At 66.8% G+C, this 15048-nt stretch carries 11 protein-coding genes and 1 pseudogene; 4 read left to right on the top strand and 8 right to left on the bottom strand.

Annotated features, from left to right (window positions below):
* Positions 1–184 precede the first annotated feature (184 nt).
* Positions 185–271, top strand: a pseudogene (locus ABZ297_RS14210) (acyl-CoA dehydrogenase family protein); the annotation flags it as partial.
* A 489-nt stretch (positions 272–760) separates the two neighbouring features.
* Positions 761–1417, top strand: coding sequence for a hypothetical protein (locus ABZ297_RS14205; protein WP_355344678.1), 657 nt, complete (start codon positions 761–763; stop codon positions 1415–1417).
* Here ABZ297_RS14205 and ABZ297_RS14200 read toward each other — a convergent pair.
* Together ABZ297_RS14200 and ABZ297_RS14195 are read right to left on the bottom strand one after the other, a co-directional pair.
* On the bottom strand, positions 1414–1917 hold the full coding sequence (locus ABZ297_RS14200) for a hypothetical protein (protein ID WP_355344675.1): 504 nt from the start codon (positions 1915–1917) through the stop codon (positions 1414–1416). The genes ABZ297_RS14205 and ABZ297_RS14200 overlap by 4 nt on opposite strands.
* A 39-nt stretch (positions 1918–1956) precedes the next feature.
* Complete coding sequence (locus ABZ297_RS14195) at positions 1957–7989, bottom strand: RHS repeat-associated core domain-containing protein (protein WP_355344672.1); 6033 nt, start codon at positions 7987–7989, stop codon at positions 1957–1959.
* Positions 7990–8426: 437 nt separating this feature from the next.
* Between ABZ297_RS14195 and ABZ297_RS14190 the strand changes: the two genes are divergently transcribed.
* Positions 8427–8915: a hypothetical protein gene (locus ABZ297_RS14190; RefSeq protein ID WP_355344669.1), complete on the top strand. Its 489-nt coding sequence runs from the start codon at positions 8427–8429 to the stop codon at positions 8913–8915.
* Positions 8916–9800: 885 nt separating this feature from the next.
* On the opposite strand, the gene ABZ297_RS14185 is transcribed toward ABZ297_RS14190, so the two are convergent.
* The 5 genes from ABZ297_RS14185 to ABZ297_RS14165 form a co-directional block, all read right to left on the bottom strand.
* The gene (locus ABZ297_RS14185; protein WP_355344666.1) at positions 9801–10523 is read right to left on the bottom strand and encodes a M15 family metallopeptidase; all 723 of its coding nucleotides are present in this window, start codon (positions 10521–10523) and stop codon (positions 9801–9803) included.
* A 72-nt stretch (positions 10524–10595) separates the two neighbouring features.
* Positions 10596–11075 carry a universal stress protein gene (locus ABZ297_RS14180; RefSeq protein ID WP_355344663.1) on the bottom strand — a complete coding sequence of 160 codons (480 nt, stop codon included), beginning with the start codon at positions 11073–11075 and terminating at the stop codon, positions 10596–10598.
* A gap of 15 nt (positions 11076–11090) precedes the next feature.
* Entirely contained in the window at positions 11091–11327 is a 237-nt protein-coding gene (locus ABZ297_RS14175) for a hypothetical protein (protein WP_350809830.1), read from the bottom strand.
* Positions 11324–11749, bottom strand: a complete 426-nt coding sequence (locus tag ABZ297_RS14170; RefSeq protein ID WP_355344660.1) for a hypothetical protein — start codon at positions 11747–11749, stop codon at positions 11324–11326. Before ABZ297_RS14170 ends, ABZ297_RS14175 begins: the two co-directional genes overlap by 4 nt.
* Entirely contained in the window at positions 11746–13482 is a 1737-nt protein-coding gene (locus tag ABZ297_RS14165) for an MDR family MFS transporter (RefSeq protein WP_355344657.1), read from the bottom strand. The genes ABZ297_RS14170 and ABZ297_RS14165 overlap by 4 nt, the downstream gene beginning before the upstream one ends.
* A gap of 165 nt (positions 13483–13647) precedes the next feature.
* On the opposite strand from ABZ297_RS14165, the gene ABZ297_RS14160 reads away from it, so the two are divergent.
* Positions 13648–14220: a TetR family transcriptional regulator gene (locus tag ABZ297_RS14160; protein ID WP_355344654.1), complete on the top strand. Its 573-nt coding sequence runs from the start codon at positions 13648–13650 to the stop codon at positions 14218–14220.
* 3 nt (positions 14221–14223) lie between these two features.
* On the opposite strand, the gene ABZ297_RS14155 is transcribed toward ABZ297_RS14160, so the two are convergent.
* Entirely contained in the window at positions 14224–14877 is a 654-nt protein-coding gene (locus ABZ297_RS14155) for a hypothetical protein (RefSeq protein WP_355344651.1), read from the bottom strand.
* Positions 14878–15048: the final 171 nt, after the last annotated feature.

Below are 15048 nucleotides of genomic sequence, written 5' to 3'. Positions count from 1 at the left end.
GTAAATGGTCCTGTCGACGGTGATGAGCCGTGAGCCCTTCTTCGGCAGTGCCACATCCGCCTCCAGGCTCTGCTCTTATTCCGTCGCTGTTCCGTGGGAGCACCGAAATCAGCGAGAAACGATGCGAGACGCCAGCAAGCGTAACCGCTGTTCATCAACATGATCGAGCCGTTTTCCCAGGTGACTACATCGCGGGTCGAAGATCACCCAGATCTACGAGGGCACCAACCAGATCCAGCGCATGGTGATGGCCCGCCAACTCCTCAAGTAGCTCTGACATGCGGAGACCCCGCCTGCTGACTGTTATAGGCGGGGTTCGCGGCCTCGTGGTCGTGAGCTTGACGATCACTGTTCCGTGCCTGTTCCGTGAGAGACGCCGCGCGGACGAACAGACGGTCGTCGATCGCCGAGCGGGCCCGGTCATGGGAGCCTGGCATCAGGTGAAGCTGGGGTCGGCGTGGCCAAGGTATTCGGCGAGCTCCTTGACCGAGACACCACCGGCCAGCGTGACACGACGGGTGGTGGCCCAGTTGACTAGGGCGGTGGCCAGGTTCAGGACGCTGCTGGCCAGTGGTGGAGCGCGGGGGTTCGACGGGGTTCGGATGCCTAGCCGAAGAGCGTGAGCGCCGCTGATGCCGGTTCCGGATGACTGTCCGCCTCCGGTAGGAACCGGGGGATGGGGTGAGAGGTGAAGATGCCAGCACAGCCCTCGCGGACGTCTAGCGGTGCGCCTGGTGCAGGCCGAGTGGATCCTGCAAGTGTGCAAACCACGGACGAACTGGCCACAGCACTGCAGACGCTGCGGGCGGGATTGTCCTATAGGGATTTGGACAAGGCGGCCCGGCCGGACCGGTTGCCGTCCAGCACCCTCAACGGCCTGCTCAGCACGGGCCGGTCGACGGTGGAGACACTGGAGGTGTTCCTGCGCGCCTGTGGCGTGCCGCGCGAGCAGTGCAAGGACTGGCAGGAGGCGCGCGTCCGTGCACTGAGCCAGGCACCGTTGGGCCTGGACGGGCTCAAGAGGGTGGAGCAGGCCGATCCGCGCCGGTTGGGGGTGCACGCCGCGATCGACGCCCCCGGCGCGGTCGGTGAGCTGCCGGTCTACATCGAGCGGGACGCCGACGCCGGTGCGCGCGGGGTGCGGGCCTTGATCGGCCAAGCCGCTGAGCGCGGGGGGCTGGTGGTCTTGGTCGGCGACTCCTCGGTCGGCAAGACCCGCTGCGCCTATGAGGCGATTCGCGCGCTGGTGCCGCAGTGGTGGCTGCTGCAGTCGGCCGATGCCGATCAAGTCCGCGAGGCCGCCGCCGCGGCACCGGCGCGGCTGGATGAGCTGCAGCGTTACCTGGGCGGCTCTCAGCGAGCTAAGCGTTCACGCTCCCGGGAAAGGAGCATATCCTTCCCCGGGACCGTCTACTAGTTGTACCGATCAGACAAGATGATCACTTGGCATTTGTCCGCATCGGCCAGTAGCACTCCCATTTTACTGTTGCGGAATTCGTCGGGAGCCTTGACGTACGTTCCTCGCACCGAGTATTTGCTCAGCTCTATCCCGAAGGAACGCGCTACTTCCTCGACCCTGGCTTCGTCATAGAGATCCCCATCGTCATCTTGCCGTTCGAGCCCTTCCTTCTTGAAGAAGGCGGATCCCTGAGCGCAGTCCACCGAGAAAGTCAGCTCCAGCCAGTACGGATCGTTGTCCATTCTGGACTTGAATTTCACGCCGAAGGCAACCTTCGGGAGTGATATTTGATGATCGGCCAGCACGTTGTCGAACTTGAGAGTGGGCACCGTGCCGGGGAGCGCACGTGGATCCGGATTGTTATCGGTCAGCGGAGGGTTCGAGGAGCATGCGCCCAGAGTGCCGACGAGAAGCGCGAGCAAGAAACTTGCTCGAATTCTACTTAAATCCATATCCACGCACCGCTCCTTACGCAGAGCTCTCACCTTATCATGGGCCTAGCCCGGTCCCGGCCAGTCGATATCCTTCGGTTTTACGTTCGGCGTGGCGCGGGTCGACCGCATCGAGCCGTAGACATCGAAGTCCCGAGCCAGTCCGACCGTGTGTAGATTCGAGATCGCAGGCTGGGGCGTGTCGAACACAGGACCCGGGCCACGATTCTCGCGACTGTTTCCGAAGTTGTATCGCTTGTAGAACTCCACAGTGTACGCCTGATAGGTCTTTCCGTTCTTGGTGAACGAGTATCCATGGATCCGGTACTGATATCCGTTAAAGGCGTAGTACAGATCCAGGCTCTCCTTCTCGTTGAATCTCGTGCTACGCCAGCCGGAATCGAAGACTATATCCCCTTCGTGTTTCTTCAGGAATTTCTCGATGTTCTTCGCGAGCGTGGCGCTGAGCTTGATCAACGCCTCCACGCTGACCCGAACGGCCTGACCCGTGTTGTCCAGCCAGTGGCTGAGCAGGTAGGCCGAAATGGGCCACTTCTTGAAGACCGCGCCGACGGCGAGCGCCTTCAGCTGCTGCTTGACCCACCAGTCCCGCGTCTTCGCCTTGCCGACGCCGTACGGACGTCCATAGTCCGTTGGTGACCAGTGCGGATGCACCGAGAAGTACTCGACCGGGCTTTCCTTCTGAACCGGGTCCAGCTTGAGGAGGAGTTCGTTGGAGTACTCGTATCCCGCGGGCTTGTCGTCGCACGGCGTGGCGAGTGTTTCGCCGCAGGGATTGGTTCGAAGACCGCTCGGGTCCGACATCCCGATGGGGTTGTTGCCCGCGTAGGAGTACGGATTGGCCCATTCAGGCGTTCGCGGGTCGAGTTCGGGGTCGGTGGAGACGAATCTGGCGATGGCGGGGTCGTAGTAGCGGGAGCCGAGGTAGTCCAGGCCGGTGGCGCCATCTTCGACCTTGCCGAGGAAGCCGCGGTCGGTGAAGGGCAGCTGGTCACCACCGCGGCGCTGGCCGTACGGCAGGTAGCGCTGGCGGCCCACGGCGCCGCTGGCGTCGTTGATCGCGAGTTGGGCGCTGTTGTGTGAACCGGACAGCAGCCAGGTCACGCCGCTCGCCTCGCGTAGGGCGATCTGGGCGCCGTCCGCACTCGTATAGTACCGCTTTGCGGTGATCTGTCCGGCGGAGAGCTTGAGTTCGGTGCTGCCCAGGTAGAGGGTGCTGCTGCCGTCGGGATCACGCCTAACGAGGCGGTTGCCATCGGCGCCGTAGATCATCGAGGTCTTCTTACCGTCGACCGTAGCCGAGGCAAGCTGGCCGAGTTCGTTCCAGTCGAAGGTGGACTGCTTGCCCGCAACGGTGCGGGTGGTGAGCTGTCCGTTGTCGTCGTAGGCGTAGCTGTCGGTGCCGCCGGGGCGCGTGATGGAGGTGACACCGTTCGGGCGAACGGCCCCGGCTGTGGGATAGGTGTAGGTAGCGGTCTGGCCGTTGTCGGTCAGGCTGGTGAGGTTTCCGACCTTGTCGTAGCCGTAGGACTGCTGGTAGGGGTCGACGCCCTGGCCGTCTCCCTGGCCAGCGCAGGAACTGGCCGTGGTGGTGTAGGCCGTCTTCAAGTGACGCAGGGCGTCGTAGCTGAAGCATTCCGACTGGCCGTCGCTGCTGCCGGATAGGGCGGAGGTGGCGTCCCGGACTCGGCTGACCTGCCCTGCGGTGTCATAGCTGTAGCGGTCGTCCTGAACGGTCTGTGGGCTAGTGGTGTCGGCCTTGGTCTGGGTGGTGAGTCGCGCCAGCCATTCGGTGGCCGGGTCGCGCTCCAGGCTGCGCTTGACCTGGCCTGCGGCGCCCAGGAGACGGGTCGCGAGCTGACCCGTGGACGTGAAGGTGGTGTCCTTGAGGTAGGTGAAACCGCTGCCCAGGTCTGATGTCAGGCCCTTGACGAGGCCGAGCGCCGTGAAGCTGTGGGTGAGCTTCTCAGCGGGCAGGCCGCCGGCGGCCGGCAGGGTCTGTTCACGCAGATTCCCGGCCGCGTCGTAGCTGGAGGTGAAGGCGTACTCTCCGGCCAGGTCCCCCTCGCTGGTGGGAATGGTGACCTTTCTGGCGGTGACGTGGTAGTCGCTGTCGTAGCCGGTAACGGCGTCGGTGTAGGCCTGCCCGTCGACATAGCGGGTCGAGGCGGCGGGCTGTCCCTGGGCGACGGCGTCGTAGGTCCATTCGGCGAGCTTGACGCCGGTGTCGGCGTCACCGGACCACAGGAGCGTGGGTCTCCCGAGGTCGTCGTAGCTGTGCGAGACCTTCTGGCCCTTGCCGTCGATGCTCCAGGCCAGGCGTCCGGCTGCGTCGTAGCCGTAACTGGACTTGCCGGCGTCGGGATCGGAGGCGGTGGCGGGATGGCCGAGCCAGTCGTAGGTGTTGGTGCGGACGTTGCTGTTGGCGTCCGTCATCGTGGTCATGTTGCCGTTGAGGTCGTAGCCGTAGCTCGTGTCGTTGTGACTGCTGGCATCCACCCACTCCTCGACCTTGACCTTGCGGTCGAAGGCGTCGGTGACGGTGGCGGTCTTGCCCCCCGTCGGCGGGGCGACTTCGGTCCTGTCCATGCCCGGGTAGGCCGTGGTGGTCCGGCGAAGCTCGGTGCCCAGGTGGTAAGAGATGGCCGCGACCGGGCGCTTCTGATCGTCGTACAGGGTCTTGGTCCACTGCGGGAGGTCGGTCAACGCCGGATTGAGCAGGTTGCTGCCCGGCACACCACTGTTGTAGACCGGCCCGGAAGCCGCGAGCTTCAGACCGCGGGCGTCATAGGCGGTGACGGCAACGATCCGGCCACCCGAGGGAGAGGCGGTCTGTACCTCACGGTTGCGACCGAGCCCGTCCTCGTATCCAACGGTGCTGGTCCACTCGGCGGAGGATCCGGTCCCGGCCAGTAACCGCTTCGTCGTCGTCTTGGCCGTCGCGTTGGGCTGGCCCAGATTGCCGTCCCAGGGGATGTCGTAGGTGACGGTCGCGCTGGGAGTGCCGCCGCTGCGGGGTTGTCCCGGCCGCCACAGCGCGGTGGTACGGCCCAGCGCGTCGTAGTCCGATTCGGTGACCTTGCCGTTGGCGTCCGTGGACGAGACGACGGCGCCATTCAGGTGGGACCGTTTGGCGGTGGCAACCTGGCCGAGCGGGTTGGTCGTGGCGATGCCGTCCTTGGGCCAGCCGATCGCCGGAGTGTACGTCGTCCTGGTGGTCTTACCGAGCGGGTCGGTGGTGGTCAGCGGCCTGCCGTATCCGTCGAAGGACGCCTTCGTTGCGGAGAAGGTGGAGGCGTCCGTGTAGGACCGGTTCTCCGTGGTGTTGCCGTCGCTGGGTTTGTTGGTGGCCGGGTCTGATCCCTGGTCGTACAGGGTGACCGTCTTACCGATGAGGGCACCGGCGGTGCAGTCGTCGCCGGCGCGCTTCTCCACCACTGAAGGGAAGGCGACCAGGTACTGGCCGGGATCGGTATTACGGGCGTAGGTGGTGGAAACGCAGCTGTTGTCGGTGCTGACGCCGTCCTGGCCGTAATCGTTGATCTTGATGGGGAGGCCGTCGGAGTTGTAGGCGGTCCTGGTGTCGGTGTATCGCCATGCTCCGCCGGTCACCAGCTCGCGCGAACGCTCCCGAGTCTTCAGGATGAATGCGGGATCGTTGGTGCCAGGTCCGTTGCCGGAGGTTTGGATGGTGTACTCGTACCGCGTCGACGAGATCTCGGTATAGGCGCGCGGGGAGAGCGCGGTCATCTTCCACGCCTGCTCCTGTAGCACGTTTCCCTGCAGTAGCGCCGCGTCGTTGACAGTGTTGCCGTCGAAGTCGGTGACCTGTCCCCCGCCGCCGCGGAAGAACGTGGTGGTGCGCACGGTGTAGGCCGACGCGTCGCTACCGGACCCCTCAACCGTGCGGACTGCGCCGTACCCGCGCCAGTCGGACTTCTCGGGTGCCTTGCCGGGCTCGACGACCTGGGGCGGAGTGAGCCATAAGGGAGCGCCGAGGTATTGGTAGGCGTGCACCATGTCGGGCGAGCCGCCCACCATATCCCGCTCGACGACCTTGGTCGTCAGTTGCTTGAAGTAGCGGGTCCAGGATTCGTAGCCGGATTCGGGCTCACTGCCCTTGTCCTTGTCGTAGCAGTCGCCGGTCTTGTCGGTGAAGTAGTTGGAGCCGTCCCGGCCCTTGCCACCGCCACACGGATCGTTCTGGGCGTAGGTGATCTCGACGCGGCCTCCCATGCCGTTGGCGATGGAGGATATGCGCGGCACCATCCGCCACGACAGCTGGTCAGGCCAGTCGGAGTTGTTGGTGTAATCCATCGCTCCGGCCAGCATCACCGCGTCAAAATCCTGCGGCGGCAACTTGACCGGCGAGCCGGCCAAGCCCGTCTCCTGCACCGTGTCCAACCACAAAGCGGGGTCGCGTGGCGGGCCGAAATCGGTGCGCTGATAGATCCAGGACTGCTTCAGATCCACCCGGTCGACCTGGTCCCAACCGTTGGTGGAGGGATTGAACGACTCGGCCAGTACCGAGGTCAGCTTCTTCGTGCCGTAGAACGCGATCTTGTCGTTCGCGCAGCCTTGGGCCTGGGTGCAGCGGAAGTCCGTGGGCCAGTCGGCCACTTCTCGGTCCACTGTGGTGAACGTGGTGCGCGCGGTAGGCACGCTCCCGCTGATCTGGCTGTTGTGGCCCCAGCGGACCTGGGCCAGCACGCCGCCGCTGTTGTACGGAAGCACCTTGTACAGCTCGTGCGCGCACGAGGGCAGGCAGAAGTAGTTGGTCTCAGAGGCGTAGCTGTAGTCGACGACGTTCTCGTTGCGGTCGACTTCCTGATCGAGATTCCACCGCCACACCCCGGTACACGTCGGCGGGATGTCGTTGTTCTGGTACTTGGCGAAGCAGGGCTCCCCCGCGTCGTTGCCGATGTAGGGCACCTGCCACTGGGCGTCCTTGGTGAAGCCGAACCGCCACACCTGTCCCTGCTGATTGGTGACCTTCCAGTACGGCTGGCCGTCCGCGCCACCGGCGACCTGCTCGATCCGCCAGCCGAAGTCCGGAACCGTCTTCCACGTTCCCGAGGTGGCGTCCTTGACGATCTGAGCCGACCTGCCGCTCACGTTCAACACCAGTTCCGATCCCGCCGGATCGGTGGAATCGGGCGACTCCCAGCAGAGCGCGCGCCCGCCGATGCCCTTCTCCTCCGCGGTCCAGATCAGCTCGGAGGTGTTCGGGTCGTAGTAGTTGTCTGCGTAGCAGCGGCGGTAGCGCCGCTCCACGAAGCCCGCGCTCAGCTCCCAGCCCATGCCCACGGCGGTGGACTGGTTGTTGGTCCAGTCGCCCTGCCCGTCCACGGAGGAGGCGTCGTAGGAAAGCGCCAGATCCGGCCCGTCCCCGGCGACCACTGGCGCCTCGGGCAGCGGCAGATCGTAATTGAACCCACCGCCGGAGGTCCCGGCCTGCCAGGTCCCTGACGGCTTCAGATCGGTGGCGCCCCAGTTACCGTCCGAACCGGTCAACCCGCCCGCCAGGAGGTACACCGATCCGGCGGCCAGCTGCGCCGCCTGAGCGGCGTCCGCGGCCTGGAGCGCGTTGGCCTTGGCATCCTTGCCACGTGTGAACGGCTTGGGCTGAGGCTGTGTCGCGTTGGCGGGCGACGCCTCCACTTCGGCCGTCAGCGTTCCGGCCTTGACATCGTTGACGGCCTTGACCACGGTCGGCCGGACGACACATTCGCGCGCGCGGGGGCTTTGCAGGGCACAGGCGGGAAGGCGCAACAGCTGCAGCCGACTGGCCCAGTTGCCGCCGTAGGCATCGCGGAAGGCGGCGTAGGCGAACTCCACCCGCACCGCACCCGCCGTACCAACGTCATCGGCTCGCACGAGCTGCGCGGCCAGGCCGACCCCGCCCAGCGTGCGGACCGCCTCCGGGGCCAGCGTCTCCACCTTGACCTTGCCAGGCGAACCGCCCTTGACCGCACCGACCCGCACTGGAAGGGACCCGACGCTAACCACCTTGCCCTCCTGGGGCAGGTTCACCACGGCGCCGCCTGGCTTGGGCCAGGTCGGCTTGGAGGTGGTCACCTTTGGGGAGGTCTCCTCGGCGCCCTTCACGGTCTTCTTGTGCGGGGGTGGTTGCCCGTCAACCGACCGTTCCGGATCCGGTCCGGCCGCGGATGCCGGTGTTATCAGTGGTTCCGGGACACCCAGTCCGGACACCAGGAGGGAAGCCACTAAGACGGCCACGAGCGTCACTAACCACATCCGCATATGCCGAACCTGCATACCGCACCCCTTCTAGGCACGCTGACGCAGACCTCGGGTATCGAGGCCTCCAAGCGCCTAAAGCGGACATAAGGATGATCAATGGGGACTATGAGCGCCGATCAAAGATCGGTCAACGCCGGGAAGGTTGCTTTCCCAATGCGAACAGTCATGGCCAGCCAACAACCGCGATCATGTTCCCTGGTCAACCGCGCTGTCACGGCAACCGCTTTCCCTGTCGCATTTAGATATGTGATTTGGATCACACTCCGCTTGCTCTGTCCGTCGCGAGTATCCGCGGCTTCTTCTACGAGGCGGTGATGAGCCCATACGGCAACGACGGGCCGTGGCCGGGGGTGCTCGACTCCGTCCCCGAGGTGTTCCGCCACTGCGTGCAGGAGCCAGCGTTCTGCGCCGAGGACGGCATGCCGATCGTGACCGCTTGCCTGTGGCGCGAAACCGGTGATGAGCGTTGGCAGGTAGGCGAGATCGGCTACCCGGACGGCGTGAGCGACCCCGATGGAGCGGCATACCTGTTCGCGCGGCTCGTCGATCCGTCTCCAGAGGCGTTCCGGCGGTTCACCGAGGACTACTACGAAGTTCCCGCGAACCTCGATGCGGTGGGGCACATCTACGCCCTTCGCCCGCTGACGCAGGCGGTGGTCACCGAGCTGAACGCCGATCTCACCGTGAGGGACCTCGCCGACGACCTTGCGGCATGCCGGTACCCGTCAGCCGACGGCTGAGACGCCGAAAGGTCGGCGCCGATCAACAGCGGTACAACACGTTGAACGAATGTTGTACAGCAACGCCGCCTTACGGGATCACACGCCCCCGGTCGGTATCCACCATCTGAAAGGGCCAGGAACCCGGCACGTGGTGACCGGCTCCCGTTTGCAAGTTGGCGCTCACGCGGCACTGGCGCGGGACGCGATGCCGTCAGTCGGGGCTGTGACGATCGCTCGCTTCGCCCATCGGGTTGCGGGAAGTTATCTCCGCATGAAAGGGATGGCGTATGCAGGCGGACCGTTCATCAAGTCGGTCAGGTCACCATCGGTGAGTTGGAGGTGGAAGGCGTTGCCTGCTTGCCGCGGATCCCAGCCGCGATCAAGCGCCATGCGTATGGTCGCCGTCACGAGTGTCGGCCGTATGGTGATCGTCCGCTCTCCCGACCAGACGTCCGGCCGTGAACAGGGAAGTGAGACCAGGAGTACGCGACCCGACGCGTCGGCTGGTTCCACCACGTACGTCATCGGGCCCCAGCTGTTCCCCTGGCAGTACGTGGGCTTACGACGGACGTGCCAGCGGAATCTAGTGCCGTCGACGGTGATGAACCGCGAACCCTTCTTCGGGATCGCCATGAGGCAACCTCCTGCTCTGTTCCGTCACTGTTCCGTGGGATGGCCGAGAGCAGCGAGAAACGACGAGAGCCAGTCGCAACCGTAACCCCTGCTCAGACTCCTGGTCGACATGTTTCCTCAGATGGGCAGGCAGGGCGTCGGAGATCACCCAGATCTGCGAGGGCTGGGCACAACGAGGGCACATGAGGGTGTGAGAAGCCCGGAAACGTTGAGAGCCGGTGAGTGGGCGAACCGCAGGTCAGGGCCATCATCGTTACATCGGCCCAGGGGTCAGCCGCCGCCCTTGCTGAAGTGCTGGAAGTCCTTGGTGCCGGCCCAGGCGCCGCCCCACTCCCAGCCGACCTGGGCGAACGTGCGGACGACCTTGTCGCCGGGGTTGATCACGGCCTTGCCCTTCATGGGCCGTTTCGTGAACTTCTTGGCGTTCGCGTGCGCGGTGCCGCCGTCCGCGGTGACGTACGGGTTCTCCAGCGGGTTGATGTCCACCGCCTTCCCGTACGCGTGGTTGGACCAGTGGCTGGAGCCGGTCGCCTGGCGGCAGTTGAAGGCGGAGGTGTTGTCGGCGTCGATGGAGTCGTAGTCGTCGCCCTTATAGACGTCCACGAGGCGCATCTGCTTGATGGGGTAGCGCTGAGCGTACAGCTTGCCGAAGGCCGTCACGATGTCGTCGGTGACGGTCTTGTTGACCACCAGTTCGCCGGTGTGCGCCTTGTTGTCGAAGCCCCAGTACGTCATGGTGACCAGCCGCAGGTCCTGGTACGAGACCGGGCAGCCCGGACGCCAGGAGTAGGGCAGGCGGTCACGGGAGATCCGGGTGACCTTGGCGGTGAATGGGGGTGGGCCGGTCCTGGTGGGCGTGGGTGAGGGGGTGGCCGGGGAGGCGGCGGTGGTCGGCGGAGGGGTCGGGCTCTGCGCCGACTGCGCGACCGGCCCCTGCTCGGCGCACGCGATCGGCGCGAGCGCCATCATGGCGAAGACGGCAGCAAGCTTCATCTCGCCACCATATGCGACATCTCACCAGGTCAGGGCACTTTCGGCGCGGTTCGGCGGGTGCGGGCGAACCGGTCAGGGCACTATCAGCACGGTTCGCTGGGCGCGCTTGGCCAGTCCGACGGCCACCGAGCCGCCGAACGTCCGCCACAGGGAGCGTGATCTGCCGACCACGATGGCGTCGGCCCTGGTGGCGGCGGCGAGCGTTTCCAGCTCTCTCGCGGTGTCGCCGCGCATGCTGACGAACCGCCACGGCACGCCCACCCCGCTCAGCTCGGTTCGCAGGTCGTCCGACAGGTCGGCGGCCGAGTCGGGGATGATCGGCGCCCCGGCGTAGAACCAGAGCGTGGCGCTGGTGAGCGTCTCGACGAAGGCGACGAGCAGCGAGGCGTTGTCGCGGCGGGCGAGCCCGGCCGCGTACGCGAGGGCGTTGCGGCTCGGGCCCGATCCGTCGTAGCCGACCACTAGGAGACCGGCGCCGTCCTTGCCGATCTCGAACTGCCCGCTGGGAACTGCCAGTGGTTCCCATCTGGGGTCGGTGCTACCGCTGAACACGGCATGTCTCGCGGGTCAGCTGTCGGAGTGCTTACCGCGGCCGGCGAGCTCACGAAGCGCGTCGGCCGCGTAGGCCACGAGTGCCGCGAACGAGACGGCGGCGAGCCCGCCGCCGACCCACAGGTCGTTGACGGTCGCGTCGGCGTACGCCGCGCCGCGGGGCTGGTAGCCGACCGCGAACGGCGCCGCGACCAGCCACAGGCCGCCAAGGAACAGCAGGACGAGGGCTGAGACGCCCAGCTTGGCCTTCATCGGTTGTCCTCCACTCCCACCAGGGGGGCCGTGCCGTTCTGGCGGTGCTCGCCTGTCCGGGCGGCGTTGTTGTTCAGGTCCTCGCGCAGCGCCTCGACGAGCGGGGCGAGCAGGCCGGCCAGCTCGGCGGACGACACCTGCGGCGCGGCGGGCGCGGGCTCGGGCTCCGGCTCGGGACGACGCTCCCGGACGGTGACGAGGCCCCGCGCGACGAGTTCCTCATGGATGGCCGCGACGAAGGCCGCCACGCCGACGAGCCCGACGACGGCGACGCCGAGCCCGGTGAAGAACTCGGAGATGGTGGGGTCCGTCCAGTCGGCGTTCTCGGGCTGGGTGCCCAGGGCGAACGGGGCGATCATCAGCCACAGCCCGGCTATCAGCGCGAGCGCGGCAGCGACAGTGCCCACGAACTTGCGAATCATTGGGAGACTCCTCCTGTTACGAGGTCTTTCTGTGCTGGTGCGGCCTGGGCGATCAGGGCCCGTGAGGTGGGACGCAGCACGGTCCTCGCGACCGCCCTGGCTCGCTCCCGCTCGGACCGGTCGTCCGGCGGGGCCATCCTGGCGACCGCGGTGAGCAGCGCGGACGGCTGGCCGTTGGCCCGCTCGACGCGTTGCGCGATGAGTTCGAGCAGCAGCCCGGCCAGGACGACGTCGTCCTTGCCGAGCGGCTTCGGGCCGGCCGGGGCGGGCGCGGACCCGCGCAGCGGGAGCTCCTTGAGGAACAGCGTCGCGACGAATCCGAGCAGCGCGATCGGCACGCCGACCAGGAAGACCGTCTCCAGCCCGCGGGTGAAGGACTCGAGCACGATGTGCTTGATGGGCTCGGGGAGGTGCTGGATCGCGCCGGGGCTGCCCAGCTTGGGGGACGAGCCGCCGGGCAGCGCGATGTGCGCGGCCGCCAGCATCGAGGCCATCTCGTCCTTGAGGCGGTTGGTGAGGATGGCGCCGAACGCGGCCACGCCGACGGCGCCGCCCAGCGACCGGAAGAAGGAGACGCCGGACGTGGTGGACGCCATGTCACGCAGCTCGGACCCGTTCTGCGCGGCGAGGATCAGCATCTGCATGGACAGGCCGAGCCCGACGCCCAGCACGGCCACGTCGAACCCGATGAGCCACTCGCTGGAGTCGACGTGCAGCCGCGACAGCATGAACAGCCCGACGGCCACGATCAGCAGGCCCGCGACGGGGAAGATCTTCCACTTGCCGGTGTTCGTGACGATCTTCCCGGAGATCACGCCCGCGAGGAACAGCGCGACCACCATGGGCAGGGTCATGAGTCCCGACAGGGTCGGGCTCAGCCCCTTGACGATCTGCAGGTACTGCGGCAGGTAGATCATCGCGCCGAACATCGCCATGCCGACGAAGAGCGAGGCGAGGCCGGTGAGCACGAACGTGCGGTTCCTGAACAGCCGCGGCGGCAGGATCGGGTTGCGCGCGGTGCGCTCCGCGAGCACGGCCAGGGCCAGCATGAGCAGGGTGAGCGCGCCCAGCGCGTACGTCCAGAAGGAGTTCCACTCGAACTCCTGGCCGCCCAGCGTCAGCAGCAGCATCAGGGCGCTCGCGCTGGCCGTGATGGTCGTCGCGCCCCAGATGTCGATCGAGGTGCTGCGCTTGACCTTGGGCAGCTTCAGCACCTTCTGGATCACCACGAACGAGATCACCGCGAACGGCACGACCACGTAGAAGCACCAGCGCCAGCCGAGCCAGTCGGTGTCGACGATGAAGCCGCCGAGCAGCGGCCCGGCCACGGTGGAGATGCCGAAGACCGCGCCCATGTAGCCGGAGTAGCGGCCCCGCTCCCTGGGGGAGACGATGTCGCCGAGGATCACCTGGGCGAGGGCCGACAGGCCGCCGACGCCCAGCCCCTGCACGGCGCGCGCCGCGATGAGCTGCCCCATGTCCTGCGAGAGGCCGGCGACGAGCGAGGCGGCGACGAACAGTCCGAGGGCGGTCTGGAAGAGCAGCTTCCGGCCGAAGAGGTCGGAGAGCTTGCCCCACAACGGTGTCGACACCGTCATGGTCAACATGGTGGCCGAGGCCACCCATGAGTACTGGTCTTGGCCGCCCAGCTCTCCCACGATCGTCGGCAGCGCAGTTCCCACCACGGAGGTCGAGATCATCGAGGTCAGCATGGCGAGCATCAGCCCGGACATGACCTCGAGAATTTCGCGGTGGGTGTAGGTCCGTTTCGTGGGGGGTGCGGCCTGTGCCTGGGCTACCAAGACACCACATCCCTTTCATACGCGTCTAACTGGGACGAGTATACGCTCGTTTACTAGCCGCGCGGCAAGTAGGTATCGCTGAGTACCATGCGAGACATGGAAGCCCCGGTGAAGGACGCGCGCCCGCGCGACCGTGAAGCCACCAGGCAGCGCCTGCTGTCGGCGGCCCGCGCCCTGTTCGCCGAGCACGGCTACGAGCAGGTGACGGTCCGGCAGATCGCGGCTGCGGCCGACGCCAACATCGCCCTGGTGGGCCGCTACTTCGGCTCGAAGGCCGGGCTGTTCGGCGCCGTCCTGGCAGGCGAGCCCACCGTCCTCCAGGTGATCGACGGCGACCCGGAAGGGCTGGTGCACAGGCTCGCCGAGTACGCGGCGGCCCGCATGCACGCCGACCCGGAGAGCCCGATCCTGCGCTCCGTCGAACGCTCGGCGGGCGACCCGGAGATCCGGGCGCTGGTGCGCGAGCGCCTGCACAGCACCGTGGTGGCGAAGCTGTCAGAGCAGCTCGACGGGCCCGACGTGGCGGCCCGCGCCCGGATGGCGACGGCCGTGTTCCTGGGCGTCGGCCTGATACGCCGCCTCATCGGCCCGATCGAGGCCACCCCCGCCGACGTGCGGCGCCTGACCGCCGTGTTCGAGGCGTGCCTGGCCGAAGAGCCCGACAACTGACCCTCAACCGGGCCGGTTGACCCCTCGCCGGCGGCGCGTTCTCCGGGCGACGTAGAACACCCGCAGCCCGATGCCCACCACGCTCCCCACAAAGCACCTCCAGAGCGCGCCGGTGTAGTCGAAGGCGACGTCTGCGGGCTTGGGTTTGATCCGTCCCTGCGGGTCGAAGGCGACCGTGATCCGCTCGCCCGCCTTCCCCGCCGGGGAGTCGGTGGTCATGGAGGTGACCTGCCGCTGCGCGCAGGTCAGCGAGTGGTCGTAGGAGGTGGAGGTGGTCGTGCTCGTCGTGCCGTCGGCGTTGGTGGACGTGTGGGTCTCCTGCCGCATGTCGACGCGGACGATCGTGCACGGCGTCGTCTGCCCGCGTTCGGCGAGCACCCGCGCGTCGACCGCGTCCATGGCGGAGAACAGGGCGATGCCGAGCGCGAGCGACGACCCCAGGAAGACGATCACCTGGTGGAAGTACAGGCCGGTGAACAGGACGAGCGCCAGCGCGGCCAGCACCGCGACCACCTGTAGGAGGCCGCCCGCCCAGTTGTCGAGCCAGCTCGGAGGGTCGGCCGCCACGATCTTCGTCACGACCGCCAGCGCCAGCCCCGCGACCGGCGCGGCCACGGCCATCAGCAGTCCCGAGCGCCATTCCGCGCTACCTCGCACCGCTCCGCCTCTCTGGATCTCGTCCTGCTCGAACCGGGCCAGGCCGGGCGTGCTGCGCTAAAATCCGCCGCATGACCTGGCGACATTGATCCACGGCCAGAGGCCGACGCGGGCAACGCGGGCCTCCTGGGTGCGAGTGCACCCGGAGTCCCTGATCGTTTCCCCTGGAAG

The organism is Nonomuraea sp. NPDC005983, from assembly GCF_040614375.1.
Taxonomy (GTDB): Bacteria; Actinomycetota; Actinomycetes; order Streptosporangiales; family Streptosporangiaceae; genus Nonomuraea.
Note: the sequence above shows the minus strand (reverse complement) of the source record. Positions and strands in the feature narration are given on the sequence as shown.

Coding starts and splice junctions, on each gene's coding strand:
- ABZ297_RS14185 (WP_355344666.1), bottom strand. CDS start 10,523: ATGAAGCTTGCTGCCGTCTTCGCCATGATGGCGCTCGCGCCGATCGCG.
- ABZ297_RS14175 (WP_350809830.1), bottom strand. CDS start 11,327: ATGAAGGCCAAGCTGGGCGTCTCAGCCCTCGTCCTGCTGTTCCTTGGC.
- ABZ297_RS14170 (WP_355344660.1), bottom strand. CDS start 11,749: ATGATTCGCAAGTTCGTGGGCACTGTCGCTGCCGCGCTCGCGCTGATA.
- ABZ297_RS14165 (WP_355344657.1), bottom strand. CDS start 13,482: ATGTCCGGGCTGATGCTCGCCATGCTGACCTCGATGATCTCGACCTCC.
- ABZ297_RS14160 (WP_355344654.1), top strand. CDS start 13,648: ATGGAAGCCCCGGTGAAGGACGCGCGCCCGCGCGACCGTGAAGCCACC.